Annotated in this window: 21 protein-coding genes and 1 pseudogene; 6 read left to right on the forward strand and 16 right to left on the reverse strand. The window is 72.0% G+C overall.

The window, feature by feature from the left end; genetic code table 11:
- Positions 1 to 14: 14 nt before the first annotated feature.
- Complete coding sequence (locus J7I94_RS10440) at positions 15 to 749, reverse strand: site-specific integrase (protein ID WP_215166718.1); 735 nt, start codon at positions 747 to 749, stop codon at positions 15 to 17.
- A gap of 3 nt (positions 750 to 752) precedes the next feature.
- On the opposite strand from J7I94_RS10440, the pseudogene J7I94_RS10445 reads away from it, so the two are divergent.
- Positions 753 to 1,954, forward strand: a pseudogene (locus tag J7I94_RS10445) (IS3 family transposase).
- A 326-nt stretch (positions 1,955 to 2,280) separates the two neighbouring features.
- On the opposite strand, the gene J7I94_RS10450 reads toward J7I94_RS10445, so the two are convergent.
- On the reverse strand, positions 2,281 to 3,183 hold the full coding sequence (locus tag J7I94_RS10450; RefSeq protein ID WP_215166719.1) for a 2-hydroxy-3-oxopropionate reductase: 903 nt from the start codon (positions 3,181 to 3,183) through the stop codon (positions 2,281 to 2,283).
- A 265-nt stretch (positions 3,184 to 3,448) separates the two neighbouring features.
- Between J7I94_RS10450 and J7I94_RS10455 the strand changes: the two genes are divergently transcribed.
- Positions 3,449 to 4,621: an IS110 family transposase gene (locus J7I94_RS10455; RefSeq protein ID WP_215166720.1), complete on the forward strand. Its 1,173-nt coding sequence runs from the start codon at positions 3,449 to 3,451 to the stop codon at positions 4,619 to 4,621.
- A gap of 2 nt (positions 4,622 to 4,623) precedes the next feature.
- Here the strand turns inward: J7I94_RS10455 and J7I94_RS10460 are convergent, their stop codons facing one another.
- From J7I94_RS10460 to J7I94_RS10515, 12 genes are all read right to left on the reverse strand, one after another.
- A complete protein-coding gene (locus J7I94_RS10460) occupies positions 4,624 to 5,868 on the reverse strand; it encodes an FAD-dependent oxidoreductase (RefSeq protein WP_215166721.1) in 1,245 nt (414 codons plus the stop codon).
- Complete coding sequence (locus J7I94_RS10465; RefSeq protein WP_215166722.1) at positions 5,865 to 7,199, reverse strand: NAD(P)/FAD-dependent oxidoreductase; 1,335 nt, start codon at positions 7,197 to 7,199, stop codon at positions 5,865 to 5,867. The genes J7I94_RS10460 and J7I94_RS10465 overlap by 4 nt, the downstream gene beginning before the upstream one ends.
- The gene (locus J7I94_RS10470) at positions 7,196 to 9,295 is read right to left on the reverse strand and encodes a molybdopterin oxidoreductase family protein (RefSeq protein ID WP_308114536.1); all 2,100 of its coding nucleotides are present in this window, start codon (positions 9,293 to 9,295) and stop codon (positions 7,196 to 7,198) included. Before J7I94_RS10470 ends, J7I94_RS10465 begins: the two co-directional genes overlap by 4 nt.
- Positions 9,288 to 10,661: an MFS transporter gene (locus J7I94_RS10475; protein WP_215166723.1), complete on the reverse strand. Its 1,374-nt coding sequence runs from the start codon at positions 10,659 to 10,661 to the stop codon at positions 9,288 to 9,290. The genes J7I94_RS10470 and J7I94_RS10475 overlap by 8 nt, the downstream gene beginning before the upstream one ends.
- Before the next feature lie 126 nt (positions 10,662 to 10,787).
- Complete coding sequence (locus J7I94_RS10480) at positions 10,788 to 11,609, reverse strand: hypothetical protein (protein ID WP_215166724.1); 822 nt, start codon at positions 11,607 to 11,609, stop codon at positions 10,788 to 10,790.
- 40 nt (positions 11,610 to 11,649) lie between these two features.
- Positions 11,650 to 12,390: an SDR family NAD(P)-dependent oxidoreductase gene (locus J7I94_RS10485; protein ID WP_215166725.1), complete on the reverse strand. Its 741-nt coding sequence runs from the start codon at positions 12,388 to 12,390 to the stop codon at positions 11,650 to 11,652.
- On the reverse strand, positions 12,390 to 12,626 hold the full coding sequence (locus J7I94_RS10490; protein WP_215166726.1) for a phosphopantetheine-binding protein: 237 nt from the start codon (positions 12,624 to 12,626) through the stop codon (positions 12,390 to 12,392). Before J7I94_RS10490 ends, J7I94_RS10485 begins: the two co-directional genes overlap by 1 nt.
- A 29-nt stretch (positions 12,627 to 12,655) precedes the next feature.
- A complete protein-coding gene (locus J7I94_RS10495) occupies positions 12,656 to 13,813 on the reverse strand; it encodes a cytochrome P450 (RefSeq protein ID WP_215166727.1) in 1,158 nt (385 codons plus the stop codon).
- Complete coding sequence (locus J7I94_RS10500; RefSeq protein ID WP_215166728.1) at positions 13,801 to 14,226, reverse strand: hypothetical protein; 426 nt, start codon at positions 14,224 to 14,226, stop codon at positions 13,801 to 13,803. Before J7I94_RS10500 ends, J7I94_RS10495 begins: the two co-directional genes overlap by 13 nt.
- 37 nt (positions 14,227 to 14,263) lie before the next feature.
- Positions 14,264 to 15,799 (reverse strand): AMP-binding protein, encoded by a 1,536-nt coding sequence (locus J7I94_RS10505; RefSeq protein WP_215166729.1) that lies wholly within the window; start codon positions 15,797 to 15,799, stop codon positions 14,264 to 14,266.
- A 53-nt stretch (positions 15,800 to 15,852) separates the two neighbouring features.
- A complete protein-coding gene (locus J7I94_RS10510) occupies positions 15,853 to 16,221 on the reverse strand; it encodes a cupin domain-containing protein (protein WP_215166730.1) in 369 nt (122 codons plus the stop codon).
- 175 nt (positions 16,222 to 16,396) lie between these two features.
- Complete coding sequence (locus tag J7I94_RS10515) at positions 16,397 to 17,533, reverse strand: MFS transporter (protein ID WP_251074948.1); 1,137 nt, start codon at positions 17,531 to 17,533, stop codon at positions 16,397 to 16,399.
- A 261-nt stretch (positions 17,534 to 17,794) separates the two neighbouring features.
- Here J7I94_RS10515 and J7I94_RS10520 point away from each other — a divergent pair, with 261 nt between their 5' ends.
- A complete protein-coding gene (locus tag J7I94_RS10520; RefSeq protein ID WP_215166731.1) occupies positions 17,795 to 18,661 on the forward strand; it encodes a hypothetical protein in 867 nt (288 codons plus the stop codon).
- Positions 18,662 to 18,720: 59 nt separating this feature from the next.
- On the opposite strand, the gene J7I94_RS10525 is transcribed toward J7I94_RS10520, so the two are convergent.
- Together J7I94_RS10525 and leuA are read right to left on the reverse strand one after the other, a co-directional pair.
- Positions 18,721 to 19,545 (reverse strand): ABC transporter ATP-binding protein, encoded by an 825-nt coding sequence (locus J7I94_RS10525; protein WP_215166732.1) that lies wholly within the window; start codon positions 19,543 to 19,545, stop codon positions 18,721 to 18,723.
- A complete protein-coding gene (gene leuA, locus J7I94_RS10530) occupies positions 19,542 to 21,347 on the reverse strand; it encodes a 2-isopropylmalate synthase (protein ID WP_215166733.1) in 1,806 nt (601 codons plus the stop codon). The genes J7I94_RS10525 and leuA overlap by 4 nt, the downstream gene beginning before the upstream one ends.
- A gap of 190 nt (positions 21,348 to 21,537) precedes the next feature.
- Between leuA and J7I94_RS10535 the strand changes: the two genes are divergently transcribed.
- From J7I94_RS10535 to J7I94_RS10545, 3 genes are read left to right on the forward strand one after another with little or no spacing between them, the layout of a single operon-like run.
- Positions 21,538 to 22,227, forward strand: a complete 690-nt coding sequence (locus tag J7I94_RS10535; protein WP_215166734.1) for a FadR/GntR family transcriptional regulator — start codon at positions 21,538 to 21,540, stop codon at positions 22,225 to 22,227.
- Positions 22,228 to 22,260: 33 nt separating this feature from the next.
- Complete coding sequence (locus J7I94_RS10540; protein WP_215166735.1) at positions 22,261 to 23,073, forward strand: thioesterase II family protein; 813 nt, start codon at positions 22,261 to 22,263, stop codon at positions 23,071 to 23,073.
- Entirely contained in the window at positions 23,045 to 24,397 is a 1,353-nt protein-coding gene (locus tag J7I94_RS10545) for an MFS transporter (RefSeq protein WP_215166736.1), read from the forward strand. The genes J7I94_RS10540 and J7I94_RS10545 overlap by 29 nt, the downstream gene beginning before the upstream one ends.
- Positions 24,398 to 24,914 lie beyond the last annotated feature (517 nt).

The raw sequence follows: 24,914 nt of genomic DNA on the forward strand, positions 1-24,914 counted from the left end.
CCAAACGACAGGCCCTAGCGGGTGCGGCGGGGGCCTGCCGGCAGGGCCGGCAGGGTCTTGGGGGCGCGGACCATGGTGAGGTGCGTGGTGAGCGCGGCGCGGGCGTCGATGATCTGGCGGAGGTCGGAGTGCGGGTAGCGCTGGGTGGTGATGAGGGAGCCGTGTCCGGCGATCTTGCGTAGGACGTGGACGGGGGCTCCGGCGTCGGCGAACCAGGTGAGTCCGGTGTGGCGCAGGTCGTGGCGGCGCAGGTGTTCGTAGCCGAGTTGGGTGACGACGGTGTCCCAGTGGGTGGCGTCGCGCAGGACAGCGGTGGAGATGCGTCCGCCGCGGGGGCCGGTGAACAGGCGGGTGTCGGGGTCGGGTCCGGCGGGCAGGAGGCGCTGGGCGACCAGGGGGCGGATCTCCTTGATGAGGGGGACCTTGCGAGTGCGCTTGCCCTTGTCGGTGAGGCCGCCGGGGGCGGGCGTGGTCTGGTGGCGGACGGTCCAGATCCAGCTCTGGGGGTCGATGTCGCCGACGCGGATGCCGGAGACTTCGCCGATGCGGGCGGCGGTGCATCCGGCGAACAGGACGACTTCTCCCCAGCCCGGGTAGTGGCCGTGGGAGCGTTCGATGAGGGCGTGGGCGAGGCGTTGGAGAGTGGTGAAGTCGGGGAGGGCGAGGGAGCGGGGGTCGTCGAGTTCGGGCCTTGACCCTTGATCCTGGACACACGAGACACTGGATCCCGAGGATCTGAGAACGGACATCTCGTGGTCATGAAGAACCATCCGCCGCAGTTCAAGGCGGACGCGGTCGCGCTGTACCAGTCGCGACCCGAGGCGACGATCAGGCAGGTCGCCGCCGATCTGGGGATCAACCCCGAGACCTTGCGGAACTGGGTCCGAGCGGCCGGAGCGAGCCGGTCCCGGGGGCGCCGGGCGGAAGTGCCGGCCGAGCCGCCGACGCCGTTGGAGGCGGAGAACGCCGCTCTGCGGAAGAAGGTCCGTGACCTGGAGGAAGAGCGCGAGATCCTGCGGAAGGCGGCGAAGTATGCCGCCGGGGAGACGCGCTGGTGAACCGCTTCCAGTTCGTCGCTGACCATCAGCGCCGTTACGGCGTGAAGCGGCTGTGCACCATCCTGGGTATCGCCCGCTCCAGCTTCTGCTACTGGCGTCGCACAGCCGCGGACCGGGTCGCCCGGCAGGCGGCCGACGCCCGCCTCGCCGCCCGGATACGGGCCGTGCACCGCGAGTCGGACGGCACCTACGGCGTCCCCAGGATCACTGCCGAGCTCCGGCGAGGCGGGCGAGCGCGTCAACCACAAGCGGATCGCACGTGTGATGCGGAGCATCGGCCTGACAGGCGTGCGCTCGTGCCGCAGACACCGCACCACTGTCGCGGACCCGGCCGCGGCGAAGACCCCGGACCTCGTCGGCCGCGACTGAACGGCAAGCGAGCCGAACACGAAGTACGTCGGCGACATCACCTATCTCCCGCTGGACGGCGGGAAGTTCCTGTATCTGGCCACCGTCATCGACCTCGCCTCACGCCGCCTCGCCGGCTGGGCGATCGCGGACCACATGCGCACCGACCTCGTTACCGATGCCCTGTCCGCCGCCGAGCGGACCCGCGGCAGCCTCGCAGGGGCGGTCATGCATACCGACCACGGGGCCCAGTACACCAGCCGGTCCTTCGCCGACGCCTGCCGCCAGGCGGCGTCCGCCAGTCGATGAGCGCGATCGGCAGCTCGGCGGACAACGCGCTCGCCGAGTCCTTCAACGCGACCTTCGAACGCGAGACGCTTCAGGGCCGAAAGCGCTGGCCCAGCGAACATGAGGCCGGTCTCGACGCGTTCCGCTGGCTCCACCGCTACAACACCCGACGCCGTCACTCCCGCCTCGGACAACGCAGTCCCATCGCCTACGAGACAGCACTCGACACAACATCAACTACCCTGGCCCAAGCCGCATAGCCCGTGTCCAAGATTCCGGGTCAAGGCCCTCTGCCGCCGCCCCCGCACTGTTGCTCGCGCCGGTCAGCTTCACCCTCTCGGCCACCGGCCGGGACAGCCCGCACCGCTCGGCCAGCCGCATCACCGGGACCAGCCCGCCATGCGCGATCAGATTCGGCTCATTGAACGCGGCGGAGACCGCCGCCGGCGTGTGGGAAACTCGCATCTCGGAAGTGCCTTGCGATCGTGCGTGCTGGAAGCCTGAAGAGCTCCCGTCATCGAAGTTCACGAGGCACGTCCTCGTTTCCAGAAACGTTATCCACAAGGTAGCGGTCGGTGGATCGAGGCTAAACGCCCTCCGGGTCGTGCGGCGTGCCGTGGCCGCTGAGCAGTTCCACGCCGCGCAGCAGTGCGGAGTGGTCGAGGTGGCCGTCGCCGCGGGACACGGCGGCGCCCATCAGCTGGGCGGCGATGCTGCCCAGCGGGATTGCGGCGCCGAGTTCGCGGGCCGTTTCCGTGACGATGCCCAGGTCCTTGTGGTGCAGGCCCACGGTGAAGCTCGGCTTGTAGTCGCGGTGGAGGAAGTTGGTCCGTTTGCGGGTGAGGACCCGGGAGCCGGCCAGGCCGCCGTCCAGTACGTCGAAGGCGGCCTCCAGGTCCACGCCCGCCTTCTCCAGGAAGACCACCGCCTCGGCACACGCCTGGAGGTTGATGGCCAGGACCAGTTGGTTGGCGGCCTTCACCGTCTGGCCGAGACCGTGCGGACCGCAGTGCGTGACGGTCTTGCCCAGGGCCTCGAAGACTGGGCCGGCCGCCGCGACGTCGGCGGCCGCCCCGCCGACCATGATGGACAAGGTGCCCTCGACCGCCCCGGTCTCGCCACCGGCGACAGGGGCGTCAAGCACCCGCACCCCCCGCGCGGCGGCCTCGCGGGCCAGCCGGACCGAGCTGCGCGGGGCGATGGTGGACATGTCGATCAGCAGGGTGCCGGACCGGGCGTGCGCCAGGATGCCGTCGGCACCGTAGGCGACCTCCTCGACCTGGGGAGCGTCCGGCAGCATCGTGATCACCGTGTCGGCGTGCTGGACGGCCTCGGCGATCGTGGCGGCCGGCCGGCCGCCCGCCTCGATCAGGGGGCCGGTCCGGCCCTCGCTGCGGTTCCAGCCGTAGACGGTGTGTCCGGCCGCGGCGAGGTTGACGGCCATGGGGCCGCCCATGGTGCCGAGGCCGAGGAAGGCGATCCTGTTCAAGGCGGGGTCCTACCTTTCTAGACGTGGGTCCGCTCCGGTCATTCGTAAGATCGGAGGGCCCAGGGGTTCTGGGTATGGCTGATGAGCGGGCCGCCGTCGGATGGCTCAAAGGACTTGGCCGCCCGGAGCCCCGCGACGGCTCGACCGCCAATGGGGAGACGCGACTCTGATCGCCGCTGTAGGACAACGTCGGCGAGGTCGTCTGCGGGTGTGATGTGACACGGCGAACTGGCGGAGGGGAACGTGCCCGAGATCTGGGCCGGGGGTGGACATCGGCAAGGAACACCATCACCGCGTGGTGATCAATGCGGATGGTGAACGGCTGCTGTCCCGCCGGGTTCTGAACGGCGAGGCCGAGCTGCTGGAGCTGATCGGCGAGGTCCTGGCGATATCCACCGACGTGCTGTGGGCCGTGGACCTCAACCACGGCGGTGCCGCCCTGCTGATCGGCCTGCTGCATAACCACGATCAGCCCATGGCCTGTCTGACCGGCTTGGCGGTCTACCGGGCCGCGGCCACCTACAAGGGCGGCGAGGGCAAGACCGATGCGAAGGACGCCTTCGTCATCGCCGACCAGGCCCGCATGCGCAAGGATCTGGGCCTGCTGCGGCCGGGCGACGAGATCGCCGTCGACCTGCGCACCCTGACGACCCGCCGCTTGGACGTGGTCTTCGACCGCACCCGGCAGATCAACCGCCTCCGGGCCCAACTGCAGGAGATCTTCCCTGCGTTGGAGCGGTCGCTGGAGCTTGTCAACAAGGGTTCGGTCATGCTGCTGACCGGCTACCAGACCCCGGCCGCGATCCGCCGCGCGGGCGCGAAGCGGATCGAGACCTGGCTGAAGAACCGCAAGGTCCGCGGCGCCGCCGCGCTGGCGAAGACGGCCGTGGAGGCCGCCCAGGCCCAGCAGACCGCGCTGCCCGGCGAGAAGCTGGCCGCCGCCATGGTCGCCCGCCTCGCGAAGGGGGTGATGGCCCTCGATGAGGAGATCGCCGAGCTTGACACCTTGCTTGAGGCCCGGTTTCGCGAGCATCCGCATGCCGAGGTGATCCGCGGCCTGCCCGGCATGGGCCCCAAGCTCGGAGCCGATTTCATCGCCGCCACCGGCGGTGACATGGACGCCTTCGGCAGTGCCGACCGCCTGGCCGGCTTCGCCGGCCTCGCCCCCAGACCCCGCGACTCCGGCCGCGTCAGCGGCAACCTTCGCAGGCCCAAGCGATACCACCGTGGCCTGCCGCGGAGCATGTACCTCTCGGCCATGGTCAGCACCACGACATGCCCCGCCTCCAAGGCGTACTACCAGCGCAAACGGGCCGAGGGGAAGGGCCACAAGCCGGCCCTGCTCGCGCTCGCCCGCCGACGCCTCAACGTCCTGTGGGCGATGATCCGTGAGGGGCAGTGCTACCAAGGTTCACCACCCGTCACGGGAGCGGCCTGACATCACGATTGGAAAGTCCTTTCGGGCGGGGCTGCGGAAGGGGAACGGGGCAGCAGCAGGTGTTCCAGGTCCGGGGGCGGCCGGTGGCCGACGAGGGAGCGGATCGCGACGGACGGGCCGGTGCCGCCGGCGACCACGGCGCCCAGCAGGGCGCCGCCGTCCCGGCTCAGCAGGACCTTGGCGTACCGGTCGGTGCCTTCGGCGAAGACCGCCTCGACCGCCTGTCCGTGGCCGGCCTGGACGCTGCCGACGGTGGCGACGGTGACGCCCAGGAGTTTGAGGGTGGTGGGGGTGTCGGTGGCGTCGAACGGCTCGGGGACGTCCCCGGTCAGCTGACGCGCGACGCTGTCCGCCATGCGGTACCCGGGGGCCACCAGGCCGTGGCAGCGGCCGTCCACCGCCGCGCACTCACCGATCGCCCACACCCGTTCGTCGGCGGTACGGCAGAAGGCGTCCACGGCGAACCCGCCGCGCCCGCCCCGGGCCAGACCCAGCGGCCCGGCCAGTTCGTCCCGCGGCCGGACACCCGCGGCGAACACCACCACGTCGGCGTCGAGCACGGTGCCGTCCCCGAGCGTCACGGACGTCACCCGGCCGTCGGGGCCGGCGTCGACCGACGCCACGGACGTGCCGCAGTGCAGGCCGAGCCCCAGGCCGGCGACGTGCCGGTGCAGCACCGCGGCGGCGCCCGCGTCGAGCTGGGCCGGCATCAGATGGGCCCCGTTCTCCACGACCCGGGCGCGCATGCCGAGCAGCCGCAGGGCGTTGGCCGCCTCCAGGCCCAGCAGCCCGCCGCCGACGACCACGCCCGGCCGTCCCGGTCGCGCCGCGGCCCGCAGGGCGTCGAGGTCGTCGAAGGTGCGGTAGACGAAGCAGCCGGCCTGGTCGTGGCCCGGCACCGGGGGGACGAACGGGCGTGAACCGGTGGCCAGGACCAGGGCGTCGTAGCGCAGGTGTGCGCCGTGAGCGGTGCGCGCGGTGCGGGCGGCCCGGTCCACCTCGGTGACCGGGCTGCCCAGCAGCAGGTCCACCCGTGGGTCGTTGAGCAGGTCCGCGCCGACCAGCGTGAGGTCGCCCCGGCTCTTGCCGTCCAGGTACGCGGACAGGCCGACGCGGTCGTAGGCGAGGTGGTGCTCCTCCCCGACGGCCACGACGCGCCAGGTCCGGGCGGGGTCCCGGGCCCGGAGCTGTTCCATGAGGCGGTGGCCCACCATGCCGTGGCCGACGACGAGCAGGGTCCGTGTCACGATGCCGCCTCCAGTTCGCCGTCGCGCAGCCCGGACGCCCAGACTCCGCACAAGTGCGCCACGGCCGGGCCGCAGCCACCGCAGCCGGTGGTGGCGCGGGTCGTCCCGGCGAGGGCCGCAGCCGTACGGGCGCCCGCTCGCCAGGCGTCGCGCAGGGCGCGCCGGGAAACGTTATTGCACAGGCAGACCGGGGAGTCGTCGTCGGAGCCACGGTCCGGAGTCCGCCGGGGCTCCAGGTTCAGCAGCAGGCCGAGCCGGTCGGAGGGCAGCGGCCGGCCGTGCCGGTGGCAGAGCCCGATGGTGGCGATGGCCTCCGGCAGGCCGAGCAGTACGGCGGCGACGACGTGGTCGCCGCGCAGGGCGAGCCGCGCGTAGCGCCGGCCGGCCGGGTCGGTGAGGCCGATCAGCCGGGAGCCGGGGCGGTCCAGGTCGGCGAGTGTCCCGAACGCGGCCACGTCCGCCCCGTGGATCCGGGGCCGCAGCGCGGACGGCCCCGGACGGTAGGCCGTGGCGTGGCCGCCGAGGATCGCGGCGAGCGTCTCGGCCTGGTCCCAGGCGGCGCCCGGACCCGGCCGGACCCGGCCGCCGGCTTCGGCGCAGTCGCCGATGGCATGGATGCGCGGGTCGCTGGTGCGCAGCCGTTCGTCCACCACGATGCCGTGGCGCACGCGCAGGCCGGCGGCGCGAGCGAGCCGGGTGTCGGGGACGGTGCCGGCACACAGGAGGAGCGTGTCGGCACCGACGGCGGTGCCGTCGGCCAGGTGCAGCAGTCCCGGGGTCCGGCGTACGGCGACGGCGGCGGGCCGCACGCTGACCCTGGCGCGTCGGAGTTCCTCGGCGAGCAGGGCGCCGCAGGCCGCGCCGAGGTACGCGGACAGGGGCTGCGGCGAGGAGCACACCAGGGTGGTGTCGACGCCGCGGGCGGCGAGGGCGCTGGCGGTCTCCACCGCCGACGGCCCGTCACCGAGGACGGCCGCCGCGCCCGGGACGTGCACCGGGGCAGGGGCGGCCCCGTCCAGGGCGACGACGCCGTCGGTGAGGCACCCCGCGCGGTCCACCAGGCCCGGCAGGTCGGGCAGGCGCGGCCGGGCCCGGGGGACGAGGACCAGGGTGTCGTAGGAGTGCACGGTCTCCCGGCCGCCGACGTGGGCCCGGACCAGGCGGCGCGCCCGGTCGATCCAGGTCACCCCGGCGGACGGCGGGCCGGGGGTGCCGGAACCGTCGTCCGGCACGGTACGGACGTCCGGGTGGCCGTGGTCGCGCAGGCGCTGGGTCAGCCGCCGCGCCGCCGGTCCGTCACCGGCCACGAGGATGCTCGGCGGGGCGCTCAAGGTGTCACTCCTGACAGCGGGGCGAGCCGCACGGCGCACACCTTGAACTCGGGCATGCCGCTGCGGGGGTCCAGGGCCGGATGGGTGAACAGGTTGGCCCGGCCCTCGTCCGGGAAGTGGAAGGGCACGAACACGGTGTCCAGACGCATCGTCGCGTCGGTGCGGACCCGTGCCGTCATGCCGCCGCGTGCGGAGACGACCCGGGCCAGGCCCCGGTCGGCCAGGCCGCAGCGGGCGGCGGTGTCGGGATGCACCTGCACGAAGGGTTCGGGCACCGCGTCGGTGAGTTCGGCGACCCGGCGGGTCTGGGCGCCGGACTGGTAGTGCGCCAGGACCCGGCCGGTGGTGGCGTACAGCGGAAAGGCCGGGCCGGTCTCCTCGGCCGGTGCCCGGTGGTCGAGATCGGCGAATCGGGCCCGGCCGTCGGGGTGCGCGAACCGGTCCAGGAAGAGGCGGGGCGTGCCGGGGTGCGGGGCGTCCGGGGTGTCGGGGCAGGGCCAGTACAGCGCCTCCCCGGCGTCCAGCCGGTCGTAGGTGATGCCGGAGTAGTCGGCCCGGCCGCCGCGGGAGGCGGCGCGCAGTTCCTCGAACACCGCGCGGGGGTCGGTCGGGTAGCGGTCGCCGGGTTCGCCCAGGCGTACCGCGAGGTCGTGCAGGACCCGCAGGTCGCTGCGGACCGGGGGCGGGGGCGGCAACAGCGCGCGGCGGCGCAGCACCCGGCCCTCGAGGTTGGTCAGGGTGCCCTCCTCCTCGGCCCACTGCGTCACCGGCAGCACCACGTCGGCCATCCGCGCCGTCTCCGAGGGCACGAAGTCGGCCACCACCAGCAGGTCGAGGGCGGCGAGCCGGCCGGTGACGTGCGCGGCGTGCGGCGCGGAGACGGCGGGGTTGGACCCCAGGACCAGCAGCGCCTTCGGTCCATCGGCCCGGCCGAGCGCGTCGAGCAGTTCGTAGGCGCTGCGGCCGGGTCCGGGCAGGGTGTCCGGTGGCACGCCCCAGACGCCGGCGACATGGGCGCGGGCCGCCGGGTCGGTGAGGGAGCGGTAGCCGGGCAGCTGGTCGGCCTTCTGGCCGTGTTCCCGGCCGCCCTGGCCGTTGCCCTGCCCGGTGAGGCAGCCGTAGCCGCTGCCGGTCCGGCCGGGCAGTCCGAGGGCGAGTGCCAGGTTGATGAACGCGGCGACGGTGTCGGTGCCCTTGCTGTGCTGTTCGGCGCCGCGGCCGGTGAGCACATAGGCGCCGCGGGCCTCGGCGAGCATCCGCACCGCCCGGCGCTGCGCGCTCGCGGGGACACCGGTGATCTCCTCGACCCGTTCCGGCCACCAGGCGCCCGCCCGGCGGGCGGCGGTGTCGAAGCCGGCGGTGCGCTCGTGGACGTACTCGCGGTCCACGAGGCCCTCCGCGACGGCGATGTGCAGCAGGCCGAACGCGAGCGTGAGGTCGGTCCCGGGCACCGGCTGCAAGTGCAGGGCGGCCCGCTCGGCGGTGGCGGTGCGCCGGGGGTCCACCACGATGAGCCGGGCTCGGTCGAGGTGCTGGAGCAGCGGCGGCATGGTCTCGGCGACGTTCGCGCCCGCCAGCAGGACGGTGTCGGCGTCGCGCAGGTCGGTGACCGGGAACGGCAGGCCCCGGTCGAGGCCGAACGCCGCGTTGCCGGCCGCGGCGGCGGACGACATGCAGAACCGGCCGTTGTAGTCGATCTGGCTGGTGCCCAGGGCGAGCCGGGCGAACTTGCCCAGCAGATACGCCTTCTCGTTGGTGAGGCCGCCGCCGCCGAGCACGGCGAGGGCGTCCGGTCCGTGCCGGTCGCGAAGAACACGCAGGCCCCGGGCCACGATGTCCAGTGCGGTGTCCCAGGAGGCGGGCCGGAGCCGGCCGTCCGGGCCGCGGACCAGCGGCCGGGTGAGCCGGTCGGCGGTGTGCAGGACGTCGGCGGCGGTCCAGCCCTTCTGGCACAGCCGGCCCCGGTTGACCGGGAAGTCGGCCGGGCTCACCTTGACACCGACGTCCGCGTCACCGTGCAGCCGGGTGCCGCACTGCAGGGCGCAGTACGGGCAGTGGGTGCTCACTTCGGGCACCGGTGCGGGAAGTTCAGACACGGCTCGTCTCCTTGGCGGCGTCCGGGTGCGGGGCGTACCCGGCGGGGGCGCGGCCCGGCCGCAGGGTCCGCAGTACGGCCAGACAGAACGCGTAGTAGGCGAGGAAGGCGAGAAAAGCGGGGGCGGGGGAGCCGCCGGTGTAGGACAGCTCGAAGGCGACGTTGACGGCGGTGCCACCGAGCACCCCGACGGCACCGGCGACGGCGATGACCGCGCCGGTCAGCCGCCGGGCGCGGGCGAAGGCCCGGTCCGCGTCGGCGCCGACCGTCACCTCGTGCTCGGCCTGCCGCGCGAACAGGGCCGGGATCATCTTGTAGGTGGAGCCGTTGCCGAGTCCGGTGAGCACGAACAGGACGGTGAAGCCGGTGACGAACAGGGCGAAGGAGCCGTCATGGGCGGCGGCGACGAGCACGCCGGTGCCGGCGGCCATGCCGAGGAAGGCCCAGAAGGTCACCCGGGCACTGCCCAGGCGGTCGGCGAGGACCCCGCCCAGCGGTCGGGAGAAGGCGCCAAGGAGCGGGCCCAGGAAGGTGTAGCCGACGGCTTCGCGGGCGGTCAGGGCGAATTCGTGGCGCAGCACCAGACCGAAGGCGAAGCCGTATCCGATGAACGAGCCGAACGTGCCGATGTACAGCAGGGATATGCACCAGGTGCGGCGGTCCCGGACCGCCTCGCGCTGGGCCCCGGGCTCGGCCCGTACGGTGTCCACGTTGTCCATCTTCCAGGCGGCCAGCAGCGCGACCGCCACGATCAGCGGCAGGTACCCGGCCGCGACGTACGCGGGATGGGTGTCGCCCGCGGCCGACAGCACCAGCAGGCCGACCAGCTGGACGGCGGCGACCCCGAGGTTGCCGGCGCCGGCGGTGACGCCGAGGGCCCAGCCCTGGAGGCGGCGCGGGTAGAAGGCGGCGACGTTGGTCATCGAGGAGGCGAAGCCGCCCCCGCCGACGCCCGCCAGGGCGCCGATCGCCAGGAACACCCAGAAGGGGGTGCCGGGCCGCTGCACGAAGTACGCGGCCGCCAGGGTCGGCAGCAGGAGCAGGGCGGTGGAGAACACGGTCCAGTCGCGGCCGCCGAACCGGGTGACCGCGCGGGCGTAGGGCAGCCGCAGCAGCGAACCGACGACGGTGGGTGTGGCCACCAGCAGGAACTTGCGGTCCGGGCCGAAGTCAAGGCCGATCCCGGGGGACATGAACAGAACGAGTACGGACCACAGCGACCATACGGAGAATCCGACGTGCTCGGCCAGGGCGCTGAGCACCAGGTTGCGGCGGGCCATGCGGTGGCCTCCCCGGTGCCAGGCGTCCTCGTCCTCGGGGTCCCAGCCGGTGAGCCGGGAGCCCTGTCGGGCAGGGGTGTGAGCCATGTTCACTCCGGTGTGGGGCGGGCTTCGTGGGCTCGGACGGGCCCCGGCGAGGATCGCTCGCCGGGGCCCTGCGTCAGGGTCGGACGGCGCCGTCCCGGTCAGGGCGCGGCGCCTCGCGCGCAGGCGTCAGAAGCTGAGGTCGAGTGCCTTGACCCGGTCCCGCTCGCGGTCCGGGTGGCTGTCCGGGAAGACGAAGCAGCGGGTGTTCTTCAGCTTGTCGCCCTCGACGTTGGCGGTGGAGAAGATCACCACCGGCACCCGCTCGCCCTGGTTGAGGAAGTCGGCGCGGAAGTCGATGATCGGCGCGTCCTCGCCCCAGCGGCCCAGGAAGTCCTCGACGACGTCCTGGTCGGCGTAGATGCGCCGGATGTGGTGGCCGACATAGGTGTCCGGCTGCTCGCTCGCCCCGACGATGGCGATGTCCTTCCAGTTGGCGTGCGCGACCGTGCCGTCCTCCTCGATGAGGTGGATGGCGACCGGGCAGCGGTCGTAGTACGCCTGGATGAACGGGACCGCGTCGGCGCCGGCCGGGGTGTAGGCCGTGCTGGCCCGGTCGACCTGGCTGATCCACGCCTGGGCGGTGGAGGAGCCCTCGCCGGGGGCCGGGGAGGGGGTGGGGTGCGTGGTGACCGGGCGCAGCGCCCAGAAGCCGTAGGTGGCGCCGTCGACGTCGCCGAAGCCGACGTTGGCGTACCCGGACGGGAAGTCGGGGTGGGCGAAGGACGCGGCCAGGTTCTCCACCGGCGCGCCGGCGGCCAGCAACGCGGCGTAGTCGTCGATGCCGAGGGCGCCGGGGAGCCCGGCGCCGGCCGCGGCGTTGTCCTTGAGGAGTTCGGTGGCGGCCTTGTTGGCCAGCACCACGGCGCCCTCGGTGTCGGTGACGAGCATGGCCGGGGAGGCCCAGTTGAACAGGTCGAGGAGCTGCTCGGCGGAGGGGTGCTTCGACATGGCGGTCTGCCTTTCTGAGGTCGCGGGATTCCGCGTTGGGTTACAGGACCTTGCGGCTGTAGTTGAAGACCTGGCCGGTGGGGCCGTTCGAGGGGAACTCGGCGATGGTGACGATCCACTCCGCCACGGTGCGGGGGGACTTGAGCCAGTCGGTGCCGAATCCCGCGTTGATGGCGCGCAGGATCTGGTCGTTCACCTCGCTGTCCAGCCCGGCCATCGTCATGGCGGTGGCCACCGGGCCGGGCCGTACCTCGTTGGCGACGACTCCGTCGTCGGCGAACTCGACCGAGCAGGCCCGCATCAGGGTGGTCATCGCGGCCTTGCTCGCGGCGTAGGCGAAGCGCTCGGGACGGTAGCCGTTGGCCAGGCTGGCCCCGACGAAGGTCAGGGAGCCGCCGCCGTTCTGCTTGAGCGGTCCAGCGGTGGCCTGGACCAGGTTGAGCGCGGTGCGGACGTTGGTCTCGTAGGTGTCCGCCGCCGTCTCCCAGTCGACCTTGACCAGGTCGGCCGGGTCCGGCGAGGCGCCGGCGTTGAGCACGACAGCGGCGACGCCGTCGGCCATGACGTCGGCCGCCGAGGTGAGCGCGGCCCGTACCGCCTCACCGTCGCGCAGGTCGGCGAGACGGTCGTGGTAGCCGGGCCGTTCGGCCAGGTCCGGGTTGCCGCGCCGGGAGAGGCCGACGACCGTGTGGCCACGGCGCAGGAACTCCTCCGCCACGGCCGCGCCGATCCCGGAGGAGGTTCCGGAGACCACCGCCACCCGGGGGGTGTGCCCCGCCATCAGGCGGCCTGGAAGACGGCCGCGTCGATGGCCTCGAGCGTGCGCATCGAGTCGATGTTGATCACGCTCGGGTCGAGTTTCCGGCCGTGCAGGCGCTCTATCTCGATCACCATCTGCACGAACTGGAGGCTGGTGACAGCGCCCGACTGGATCAGGTCGGTGTCGTCCTTGATGTCGAGCGGCCGGTCGTGCAGGCCGTTCAGCCATGTGCGCAGCGACGCGATCTTGCTTTCCACGGTGCCCTCTTTCCGTAACCTGGTGCGGGTTACCTGGTCCTGAACTCGACGGAGAAGTCGGTGGGGTGGGCGAACGACTGGCTCTCCATGCCCCGGCCGTCACGGGTGACGACCACCTCGGAACAGCGCGTCAGGAGTTCCTCGACGATCAGGGAGAACTCCGTCTTGGCGAGCATGGCGCCCGGGCAGGCGTGCGCGCCGACCGCGAAGGGGATCGAGCCCTTGAGGCTCCGGCCGGTCTCGAACCGGTCGGGGTGCGCGAAGACCCTGGGGTCGCGGTTGGCGCCGGCGACCGAGGCGAGGACCGCCGAGTGCCGGGGCACGGTCACCCCCTGGACGGTGAGGTCGTCGGCGGCGAAGCGGACGATCGTCTGGACCGGCGGGTAGAGCCGCAGCACCTCCTCGAGGTAGGCGTCCCGGACCGCCTCGTCCCGGAGTTCGGCCAGGTCGAAGATGCCGCGTCCCATGCAGTAGACGAGCGAGGTGATGAAGGCGCTGCTGGTCTCCGTGCCGGCCAGGAAGAACAGCAGGGCCGTGGAGCGCACCTCGCTGTCGGTCAGCGAGATGCCCTTGCGGTCCCGGGTCCGCTCGATCGTCTCCAGCAGGGAGTGCGCGCCGCCCGCCCCGGCCGCCCGCTGTTCCTCGATCAGCCGCAGCAGCTCGCCGGCGTTGGCGTGGGTCTCGTCGGACTCCCGGGTGGGGTAGTCCAGCAGCCGGGCAAGCGGACGGGTCAGCCGGTGGAAACGATTCTCCAGGGAGGCGTCGATGCCGAGGATGGTGCACACGATGCCGTACGGCACCCGGTGCGCGTACGTGTCGTAGAAGGTGTCGGTCTCGACGCCCGCGATGCTGTCGACCAGGTCGCGGACGAGTGCGGGCATCAGCGCCCGCTTGTACTCGGCGATCCGCCCGGCGGACAGGATGGGCGCCAGCAGGGCCCGGAACGCCCGGTGGCTGGGGCCGTCGGCGTCGAGCACATTGGGGCCGAAGGCACGGGCGCTGGCCTTGAGGGGGTGCTCGGCCACGATCAGGGGGTGGGCGAGCACCTCCTGGACGGCCGCGTTGCCCGTCACCGCGAAGAGCCCCTCGTCCAGCCGGTGCACGTCCGTGCCGGCGGGCAGGTGCCGGTACCAGTACGGCCGGGCCAGGAGAGCGGCCGGGGACCCGACTGCGGTTAGCGTGGGCATGTCATCCACCCCCCGGCACCGAGGGCGGCGATACCGGCCAGCAGCCGCATCGCCGACAGCCACTCGGGGCCGGTCAGCCCCAGGGAGCCGGGAGCCGTGTAGGCGGCGACGAGCGAGCCACTGGTTCCGTCCGGCCCATTTAGTTTGCAATCGAAAATGAACTCGCCGGTGAATTCACTTCCCGGGGTCCCGGTGCTCAGGGTGAGGTCGCCGAAGGTGAGCGTTATTTCCGGCGTGAAGTTACGTCGGATCAGCTCGTGTGCGAGCGTCAGGCGTTGCACGCGGTCGGGCTCTGCGGCATACCGGTCGAGGAGGGCGTTCGCCGCCTCCATGGCTCGCTCGATCCGGCGTTTGCTTTGAATGGATTCCAGCGCGACGGAGAATTTCCTTTCCGTCTGGGCATGCGTGCTCACGTATCGATTCCTTTGGTTCGGAATTCTGGAAGCGCGCTCAGGAGGTATAACCGAAGCGCGCCGAGAGCTCTCGCTTGTTGATTTTCGTGTTGTCCAGCAGCGGCATTGAGGGGACGAAATGCACGGCGGAGGGAACCATGTAGGACGGCAGAGTCTCCCGGAGCCGGCCGAGCATTTCCTGTTCCGTCATGGCCTCCGCAGGAGACTCGGCGAATAGGATGATGCGATGCATTCCGCTGCGGTCGGGAACCGGCATGACCACCGACCGGGTACTGCCCAGCGTGCGGACGGCGGACTCGATCTCGGCCGGTTCGATCCGGTGGCCGGATATCTTGAGCTGGGCATCCTTTCGCCCGCTCAGGTGGAGGACGCCGGAGTCGTCCAGCCGGCCCTGGTCGCCGGTGCAATAGACGGGACACCGCTGTCCGTCGACGGTGAGGTGTCGGAAGGCGGCCGCCGTCTGTTCGGGCGCGTCCAGGTAGCCGAGGGCGATCCCCGCCCCGCCGATCGCGACCTCGCCCGTCTCGCCCCGTAGCACCGGCACCCCGTCCCGCAGGACGTGCACCCCGGTACCGGGGACGGGCAGGCCCGCCGGGATGCCGGCCGGGTCCTCGGTGTCCTCCTCGGTGATACGGCGCACTGTGGCGAACACACAGGACTCGACGGGGCCGTACCCGTTGTACAGCTCGATGCCGGGAAAGGCGTCGAGCAGCGCGCGGCAGTTGGCCGGGGTGGGCTTGTCCCCGCCCAGCAGGACGGCGCGCAGCCCGGCCAGGCAGGACAGGTCGCCGCCGACGATCACGTCGAACAGGGACGGGGTCAGGAAGAGGTGGGTGGCACCCGCGTCCTGGACGAAGGCGCGGATCGCGGGCGGCAGGAGGAGATCGTCCTCGTGCACGACCGCGGTGCCGCCGCTGAGCAGCATCCCCCACAGTTCCAGGCTGAAGGCGTCCCAGGCCACGGCGGCCGCGTGGATCATGACCGCCCGGTCACCGAAGTCCATGAATCCGCCCCCGGTGAACAGCCTGGTGGTGGCCCGGTGCGGGGACAGTACGGCCTTGGGGCTGCCGGTGCTCCCGGACGTCCAGAACAGGGTCGCGCAGGCGTCCGGCGAGACCCGCGGCAGGCCGGTGGCGGACCCGGCCGCGGTGGCCGCTTCGCGCAGTTCCGGGAAGGTGACGTGCGCCACGCCCGCCTCGGTGAGCCGGGCGGAACCCGAGGCGTCCGCCAGGACGACCGCGGGCCGCATGGTGCGCAGCAGCCGCGTGACGCGCGGCGGCGGCCACCGCACGTCCATGACGCCGTACGCCCCGCCGGCCATCAGGACGCCGAGCAGGACCGCGGCCAGCTCCGGTGAGCGGCGGGCCGCGACCGGGACGACGCTGCCGGGCCCGACGCCCAGGCCGGCCAGCCGGTGGGCGATGTGCCGGGCGGCTCGGGCCAGCTCCGCGTAGGTCACCGTACGGTCGGCGGCGACCAGCGCGGCTCTCTCCGGGTATTTCCGCGCGACGTGCTCGAATACCTCGTGAATGGTTTTCTCTGTATTGGTCCTGCCGTACACACTGCTTCGCACGATCGATCCCCCATAGACGTGACCGGAGAAGGTGGTGAGCGGTGCGGTGGACCTCAGTCGAACTTCATCGAGGAGGGCATGATCGAGCCGGGCGCGAGGTCGAGCCGCGGCGGCGCCGAGAACTCCATGAGCACGGCTCCCTCCGGCCCGACGAAGGTGGCCGTGTGCCGCTGGCGGGACGGTATGTAGGCCACGTCACCGGAGTTGAGCTCGTACTCGGTCTCGTCGCAGACGAAGCGGATGGAGCCCTCGGTGACCACGACCCACTGCTCGTTCTCGTGCCAGTGCGGCGGGAGGTTGAGATCGCCGGCCTGGTCGGCGACCACCTTGAGGCAGGACATTTCCTGCCCGAAGGCGAATCGTCGCGACATTGCGATGCCTTCCGCCTTGAGTTCCTCATGGTCATCCCAGTCGATCTTCATGGATTTCTCCTTATTGAAGTACGGCTTTGACGGCTTGGACGGCTTTGGCGGAACACTTGCGATTGCGCGACACGCGCTACGTAACCACGAGGTTACGTGCAATGGGTATCTCGTATGCTGGGCACCTTTTTGATTGAGTAAAAAGTTATTCAGGAGTGCAAAGTGGCCGAGATCATCATTGCGCGGCGGAGTCGGCGGTCTCGACGGCGGCCGTGGAGCGGGCGCCGATCACCGGCAGAACCCGGTCGCGCAGGCGCAGTGTGAGGGCGACGGGGATGACGAACACGGCGATCAGCGCGTAGAAGGCGGACGGCAAACCCTTGTTATCGGCCAGCCAGCCGAACGCGGGCGAACAGAGGCCGCCCGCGGCCATGGCCATCCCCAGGGTCAGACCGCTGGCCGTGCCGGGCCGGTTGGGCAGGTAGTCCTGCGCGAGGGTGACCTGCGCGGCGAACGGCAGGAACATGGCGGCCCCGAACAGCGCCGCGCACACCACCAGGACGGGGAACCAGGGCGCCCACACGACGCCGGCCAGGGCCGGGAGCGCCACCAGGTAGCCGGCCCGCACCGAGGTCATCCGGCCGTACCGGTCCCCGATCCAGCCGCCGAGCAGGGTGCCCACGGCTCCGGCGGCCGTGTACGAGGTGAGTGCCACGGCGCCCGCCGCCCCGGACTGGCCGAGGTCGCGCTGGGCGTGCAGGGAGAGCAGTGAGGTGACGGTGACGTAGGGGATGGACCAGCCGATGATGACGACCACCAGACGGCCGAACGCGCGCCAGTCGTCGGTCCGTTCGCTGCCGTCCCCCGCCGTCCTCCCGGCTGCGCCGGACATCAGCGGAGCCGCCTCCTCGTAGCCGCGCCACCGCATCCAGGGGCCCTTGAGCACCCACAGGGCCAGCATCACCAGGGCGGGCACCGCCAGCAGATAGCCAGCATCGAAGCCGGACGCCCCGATGACGACGGTCACCAGGGAGGGGGCCACGGCGCCGCCGACGGTGCCGCCGACGGAGAAGATGCTCATCGCCTTCTGCGAGGAACCGCCGGCCGCGCGAGCCTGACTGGTCGCGGGCGGGTGGTAGGCCGCGATGCCGATCCCGGCCAGCGCGACGAAGATCCAGGTCAGCAGGTAGGAGTCGGACAGGCCGGCCGCGACCACGCCCAGGGCGGCGGTGACCGATCCGGCCGGAACCAGCCAGGCGCGCGGCTTGCTGTCGGAGAGGATGCCGAACAGCGGCTGGAACAGACTGGAGACGCCGCTCGCCGCGAAGGCCAGTCCGGAGACCGCGGCGTAGCTGTAGTGACGCTCGGTCATCAGGAACGGAAGCATCGCGGGGATCACCCCCTGATACAGGTCGTTGACCGCGTGGGTTCCGGTTAAGAAGCCGAGTTGTCCCTTTTTCACCGAGAATCTCTCTTTCTGGTTTTGCTTCATCTGATCGTCTGGAATCACTCAGGTGCTCAGGTCCTCAGAGGTGTTACCTTAGCGACTGCCGCGGAGCGCGGAAAGCCCATGTCCACCAGGGCCTTGACCCGGCGCAGCGCTGGATCGGCCCCTCACGCCAAGGAGCTTGGGATGAGCATCACGACCGGTGTCCGGGTGTCCGAAGGACTCGTCACGCTGGAGGAGGCACCGACCCGGCTGGCCGAGGCACTGGACCGGATCTGGGTCCGATGGGCCGAGACGGCCGGCGCGGTCGCGCTGACCGTGCCGCCGCTCCTCCCGGTCGCCGACCTGGCCGGCCTGGACGTGTACCAGAACTTCCCTCAACTGGCGCTGGTCTCCTCGGCGCTGGACGTCACCGCGGCCGGCGTCGAGAAGATCGGGACGGAGGCCGCCGCCGGGGCGTTCGGCCCCGCCTCGCTGCGGGCGGCCGGTCTCGCCCTGCCCTCAAGCGCCTGCTACGGGGTGTATCTGCACCACCGCGGCGGACAGGTGCCCGCGGCCGGGAAGCTGGTGACCCTGCTGGGACAGTGCTTCCGCGACGAGGACCACTTCGACGCGCTGCGCCGGCTCAAGGCGTTCCGGATGCGCGAGGTCGTCGCGCTGGGCACGGCCGAGCAGGTCACGGCCCACCTCGACCGCTCGGCGCGGTTCCTCGACGCCCTGGCCGATGCGACAGGTCTGCCGTTGGAGCGCCGCGCGGCCGCCGACCCGTTCTACGACCAGGGCGGCGACCGGGCCGCCTTCCAGCAGATCGTCCCCGTGAAGCACGAGTACGTCTACCAGGACATGGCGATCGCCTCCGTCAACGTCCATCACACGTTCTTCGGCGAGCGGTGCGCCATCTCCTTGCCCGACGGCGGCCCGGCCTCCACCAGTTGCGTCGGCTTCGGCGTCGAGCGCTGGCTGCACGCCCTGGCCACCCACTTCGACGGTGACTGGGAGCGGGCCCTCACCACCGTCGAGAAGGCCGGCGAAGCGCTGGCCGAGCACTCCTAGGGTCTGTCGTGGTGGTGCGCCCCGCCGGGGAGGGACCGCACCACCACGGACCGTCCCCGTCACACCGACGCTGTGGCCAGCCCCGGTCTCCGCGCCGGGCGGCCGGCCCGGACGCTCCAGCGTCCGTCGACGCGGCTGAGCCGGACCGGATGGTCGAAGCACTCGCTGACCCGGTCGCTGGTCAGCACCTCGTCGGCCGGGCCGGCGGCGAGGCAGCGCCCGTCCCGCAACAGCATCACATGGCTCGTCCCCGGGGGGAGTTCCTCCAGATGGTGGGTGACCAGCACCGACGCCAGACCGGTGTAGGTGTGCTGGAGGGTGTCGATCCGCTCGATGAGTTGCTCCCGGCCGGCCACGTCCAGACCGGTGGCGGGCTCGTCGAGCAGCAGCAGCCGCGGGCTGGGCATGAGGGCCCGCGCGATGAGCGCACGGCCCCGTTCGCCCTGGGACAGGGTCGGCCACCGGGCGTCGCGGCGCTCACCAAGGCCGAGCAGGGCGATCAGCCGGTCGGCCTCGGCGACCTGCTCGTGCGTCGGCTGCCAGCGGGGGACCCGCTCCAGGGTGTTGGTCAGGCCGGTCAGTACGACGTCGTGCACCTTCAGCGGCGACCGCAGGTCGTGCCGGGGATTGACATGGCCGACGTACGAGCGCAACTGGCGCATGTCGACCCGGCCCAGGCGGTGGCCCAGTACCTCGACGTGGCCCCGGGTGGGATGGGTCAGTGCCCCGAGGAGACCGAGCAGGGTGCTCTTGCCCGCGCCGTTGCTGCCCAGCAGCGCCCAGTGCTCGCCGGCCCGGACGGTCAGTGACACCTCGTGCAGAATGGGGTTGCCGTCGCGTACGACGTCCACGTCCCGCACGGACAGAACCGGGGGTGTGCTCACGAGGCGACCCGTCCGGAACGGTTGACGGCGGCCATCACCGCGTGCACGGAGGCGGTGAGCACCGAGGTGTCCCAGCCGGCGCCCCAGCGCACCACGTCGTCGACGCGGCACTCGGCGTAGGCGACGGCGGGGCTGTTGGGGCCGCTGGTGGTGGAGTGCTCGGTGTAGCCGAGGATGTCGACGGTGACGCCGATGCCGCTCAGCGCGTCGGCGAAGGCGGACAGGGGTCCGTTGCCGGTGCCCGCGCAGCGGTGTTCCCGGTCGCCGGTGCGCAGGGTGCAGGTGAACCGGTGCTCTCCGGGGGCGGGTTCGGTGGTGTGCCAGGACTCCAGGGTGGCCGGGCCGTCCAGGGCGGGGGCGAGGTAGGTGGTGCGGAACAGTTCCCACAGCTCCTTGTGCGACAGTTCCTCGCCGGTCGAGTCGGTGACCTGCTGCACCGTGCGGGAGAAGTCCGGCCGCATGCTCTGCGGCAGGTCCAGGCCGTGGTGGGTGTGCAGGAGGTGGGCGATGCCGCCCTTGCCGGACTGGGAGTTGATCCGGATGACCTCCTCGTAGGTGCGGCCGATGTCACCCGGGTCGATGGGCAGGTACGGCACCGCCCACGGCGCCTGCTCGGCCGGCACCCCCAGCTCGGCGGCGCGCTTGGCGTGGTGGGCCAAGCCCTTGGAGATGGCGTCCTGGTGGGTGCCGGAGAAGGCGGTGTGCACGAGGTCGCCGCCGTAGGGGTGGCGGGGGTGGACCGGCAGCCGGTTGCAGTACTGCACGACCTCGCGCACCGCGTCGATGTCGGAGAAGTCGACCATCGGGTTGACGCCCTGCGCGTACAGGTTCAGCGCCAGCGTCACCAGGTCGACGTTGCCGGTGCGCTCGCCGTTGCCGAACAGGCACCCCTCCACCCGCTGCGCGCCCGCCAGGACCGCGAGTTCGGCGCAGGCCACGCCGGTACCCCGGTCGTTGTGCGGGTGCACCGAGAGGATCACCGCGTCGCGGCGGGCCAGATGGCGGTCCATGTACTCGATCTGGTCCGCGTACACATTGGGAGTGGCGATCTCCACGGTCGCCGGCAGGTTGTGCACCACCGGCCGGTCGGGGCTGGCCTCCCACAGCTCGGACAGGCTGTTGCACACCTCCAGTACGAAGTCCGGTTCGGTGAGGTTGAACACCTCGGGGGAGAACTCGAACCGGATGTCGGCGTGCGGCCGTTCCTCGACGCGGCGCAGCAGGTAGGTGGCGGCCTCGTGGATCAGCGCGTGCACCTCCTCGCGGGAGCGGCCCAGGACGACGTCCCGCCAGGTGGGCGCGGTGGCGGTGTAGAGGTGGACGAGGGTGCGGGGCAGCCCTTCGACGGAGGCGACGGTCCGGTCGATGAGGTCCTGCCGCGCGGCGGTGAACACGGAGACGGTCACGTCGTCGGGGACGGCGCCGCTGGTGGCCAGGTGCCGGACGAAGTCGAAGTCGGTCTGGCTCGCGGAGGGGTAGCCGACCTCGATCTCCTTGAAGCCCATGGTGACCAGGAGGTCGAACATCCGGCGCTTGCGCTCGGTGTCCATCGGTTCGGCCAGTGCCTGGTTGCCGTCGCGGAGGTCGACGGGCACCCACAGCGGAGCGCGCTCCAGCTGGCGCGAGGGCCAGCGGCGGTCCGTCAGCGGCAGCGCGACCCGCTCGTGCGCGGACTGGTAGCGCTGGTGCGGCATCGCGCTCGGACGCTGGGGGTTCCAGCGGGGCGCGTCCGCGGGGAGGTCACCGGAGGGGGTGCGCAGGGTGGGGAACGCCGTGCCGTGCGGGAGGGGGGAGGAAGCCATCGGTGCGGAACTTCTTTCAGTCAGCTTTCCGGAGACCGGCTCAGCCCGGAACCCCGCTGCGGGGTGCCGGTCATGTGTCAGGCCCCGCAGCGGCAGCCGAGGAGAAGAAGCTCGTGCAGCAGCATGCGGGTACAGTAACGACAACTCAGCTCCTCAGACAACCCGAAAGGTGTGGGAAGGTGAACGTCACATGTCACTAGGCGCCCTGCGTCCGTCCCCTCTGGTCGAACAGGCCACCACGAACCTGCGCGAGCAGATCACCAGCGGCGAGTGGCCGGTGGGGACCAGGCTGCCCGGCGAGACCACCCTGGCCAAGTCCCTCGGCGTGGGGCGCTCGACCATCCGCGAGGCGCTGCGGGCTCTCGCCGGCGCCGGGCTGGTGCAGGCACGCCAGGGTTCCGGGGTGTTCGTCATCGCCACCACACCCGTCGAGGACTGGTCCACGCAGCTGCGCCAGGCGGCCATCACCGATGTGTACGAGGTCCGCGTGCTGATCGAGGTGGCGGCCGCGCAGCTGGCGGCCCGGCGGCGCACCGACGAGGACATCGCCGCCCTCGGGGACGCGCTGGCCGCCCGCCGCGCCGCCGGGACCGCCGGGAACGCCGCGTTCGTCGAGGCCGACATCGCGCTGCACGAGACCGTGGTCGCCGCGGCGCACAACCCGGTACTGACCGGCCTGTTCACCCAGTTCGTGCCGATCCTCAAGCAACGGCTGCTGGATCTGGTCGAGTTGCTGGACCTGCGTTCCGGGGACCCGCACCACGGCGAGGAGGGCCATGCCGCCCTGGTGGCAGCGGTGGAGGAACGGGACGCCGCGGTCGCCGGGGCCGCGCTGCGCGAGGAACTGGAGCGGACGCTCGCCCTGCTGCACTCCCTGTGACCCCCACACCCACCTCCGAGAACGGTGGACACGATGGACGCCGAACCCTGGATACGCCGCTACCCGCAGACCGTGCCGCCCGCCACCGCGTGGCGGGCCCTGTTCTTCCCGCACTCGGGCGGCTCCGCCGATTCCTGTCAGCCGCTCGCCGCACGACTGGCCGGCTTCGCGTCGACGGCCGGTGTCCGCTACCCCGGACGCGCGGAACGCGGGCGGGAACCCTTCTTCACCGACGTACACGTCCTCGCGGACCAGGTGGCCGGGGCGCTCGCCACGGTCCGCGCCGACGGTCCCCTGCTCCTCTTCGGGCACAGCCTGGGCGCGGCGGTGGCCTATGAGGTCGCCCGGCGCCTGCCCGACCAGCGGCACACCGTCCTGGTGGCCTCCGGCCACCCCGCCCCTTCCCGGCTGGAACTGCCCGGCTTCGACGACGACGGCGCGGGGGACGCGGACGCGTCACTGACCGAGCTGATCCGGTCGCTGGGCGGAGCCGACGCCGCTCTGCTCGACCATCCGCTGCTGCGCCGCATGTTCCTGCCGGTCATCCGCGCCGACCTGCGCGCCCACCGCCGCTACCGCCCCGGGCCCGGCTCCGCCGTCGGCTGCCGTGTCGTCGCCCTCATGGGGGCCGATGACCCCCTCACCGACGAGCCGCGGATGCAGGCGTGGCAGCGGCACACGACCGCACCGCTGCGCGTGCACACCTTCTCCGGCGGCCACTTCTTCACCCATACCCACACCGCGGAGGTCGCGGAGCTGCTGCGCCACGTCATGACGGCCGGTCCGGGGACCGATCCGACCCACCAGGGGGACACCCATGCCGCACGGACACCGCACACCGGATGAGCGGGCGGACTCCGCCGCTCCTGGCGTCACCGCACCCCAACAGCCGCACGATCCACGCCAGTTGCGCCGCGTCGCGGTCGCCAGCTTCGTCGGCACCGCGATCGAGTTCTATGACTTCTACATCTACGGCACCGCCGCCGCGCTCGTCATCGACGGCGCGTTCTTCCCCAACCTTTCCCCCGTCAACGCGGTGCTCGCCTCCTTCTCCACCTACGCCGTGGCCTTCGTCGCCCGTCCGCTGGGCTCCGTCCTGTTCGGCCACTTCGGGGACCGGCTGGGCCGCAAGTCCGTACTGGTGGTCTCCCTGCTACTCATGGGGCTGTCCACCGCGGCGGTCGGGCTGCTTCCCACCTACGCCACCTGGGGTGCCTGGGCTCCGGCGCTGCTGGTGCTGCTCCGCTTCCTCCAGGGCCTCGGGCTGGGCGGGGAGTGGGGCGGCGCGGCCCTGCTGGCCGTGGAACACGCGCCGGCCGGCCGCCGGGGACGGTATGCGGGCTTTCCCCAACTGGGGCCGTCCGTCGGCTTCTTTGGCGCCACGGGAGTCTTCCTGCTGCTCTCCACCTGGGTGAGCGACGAGACCTTCCGGCAGTGGGCGTGGCGGGTGCCGTTCCTGCTGTCCCTGGTCCTGGTGGGGGTGGGTCTGGTGGTCCGGCTGCAGATCAGCGAGACCCCGTCCTTCCGGCAGGCGGCGGCCGGCCACCGGACCGCCCGGGTCCCGATCGCCGAGATCCTCCGCGACCGTCCCCGGGAACTGCTCCTCGGGTCCGGCGCGATGATCGTGACGTACGGCCTGTTCTACACGGCGACCACGTACTGCCTGTCGTACGGGACCAAGACACTCGGCATCGGCCGTACGCCCATGCTGCTGGCCTCGATGGCGGCCGTCGTCTTCCTCGCTGCCGGTACCTGGCTCGCCGCGACCCGGTCCGACGCACTGGGGCGGCGGCCGATGGCGCTGTACGGCACGGTCGCGGCGGCCGGGTGGGGCCCGCTGCTCTTCCCCCTGCTGGACACGGGCCGGCTGCCGCTGATCGTGCTCGGGCTCGGCGGCACCCTGTTCCTCATGGGAGTGATCTACGGGCCCATGGGAGCGTTCCTGCCCGAACTGTTCCCGGTCCGGCTGCGCTACTCCGGGGCCGGGCTCGCCTACAGCCTCGGCGGGGTGGGGGGCGGCGCGGTGGCGCCCTTGGTGGCGACCCGGCTGCAGTCCGCGTTCGGATCGGCGTCGGTCGGCTGGTACATGAGCGCGATGGCGGTGGTGTCGCTGGCGTGCCTGCTCTCGCTGCCGGAGACCCGGGAGCGGGGCCTCGGCACGTCGTCCTGATCCGCGGATCGGCGGACCGACGGGAAGATCCGACCGTTACGCGCCGGGCCAGGACCCCGGCACAAGTTCAGAGTTGTCACCTCACTCCTCGGCTCCTGACGGCGCCGGTCGGTGTCCGCGTCGGCGGGACGACTGCCCGGCCGTTCGAGTGGCCCGGACGCGGGGCCGTGTTCGGCTGCCGCGCTGACGGCGGTGATGACGAGGGTGATGGCGACGCCGCCGAGAATCGCTACGGTGGGAGTCGACACGTCCAGGGCGACGGCGGACAGGGACGCGGTGACGCTGTACCCCAGCCCTTGGACCGCGTACATCACGGAGTGGGCGGCGGCATGGGTGTGTTCGGGCAGGCGTGCGCGGAGACTGAGATCGCGGGTGACCATGACACCCGCCTGGAAGGCCCCGGCCAGGAGCAGGCCGGCGGCGATGCCCGGCAGCCCCGGCAGCAGCGTGATCAGGCAGACGCAGCCGGCGGTGGCGGTGAGCAGGACCAGGCTCTGCACGCGGACCGTGCCGGTCC

The organism is Streptomyces sp. ISL-12 (assembly GCF_018614415.1).
Taxonomy (GTDB): Bacteria; Actinomycetota; Actinomycetes; order Streptomycetales; family Streptomycetaceae; genus Streptomyces.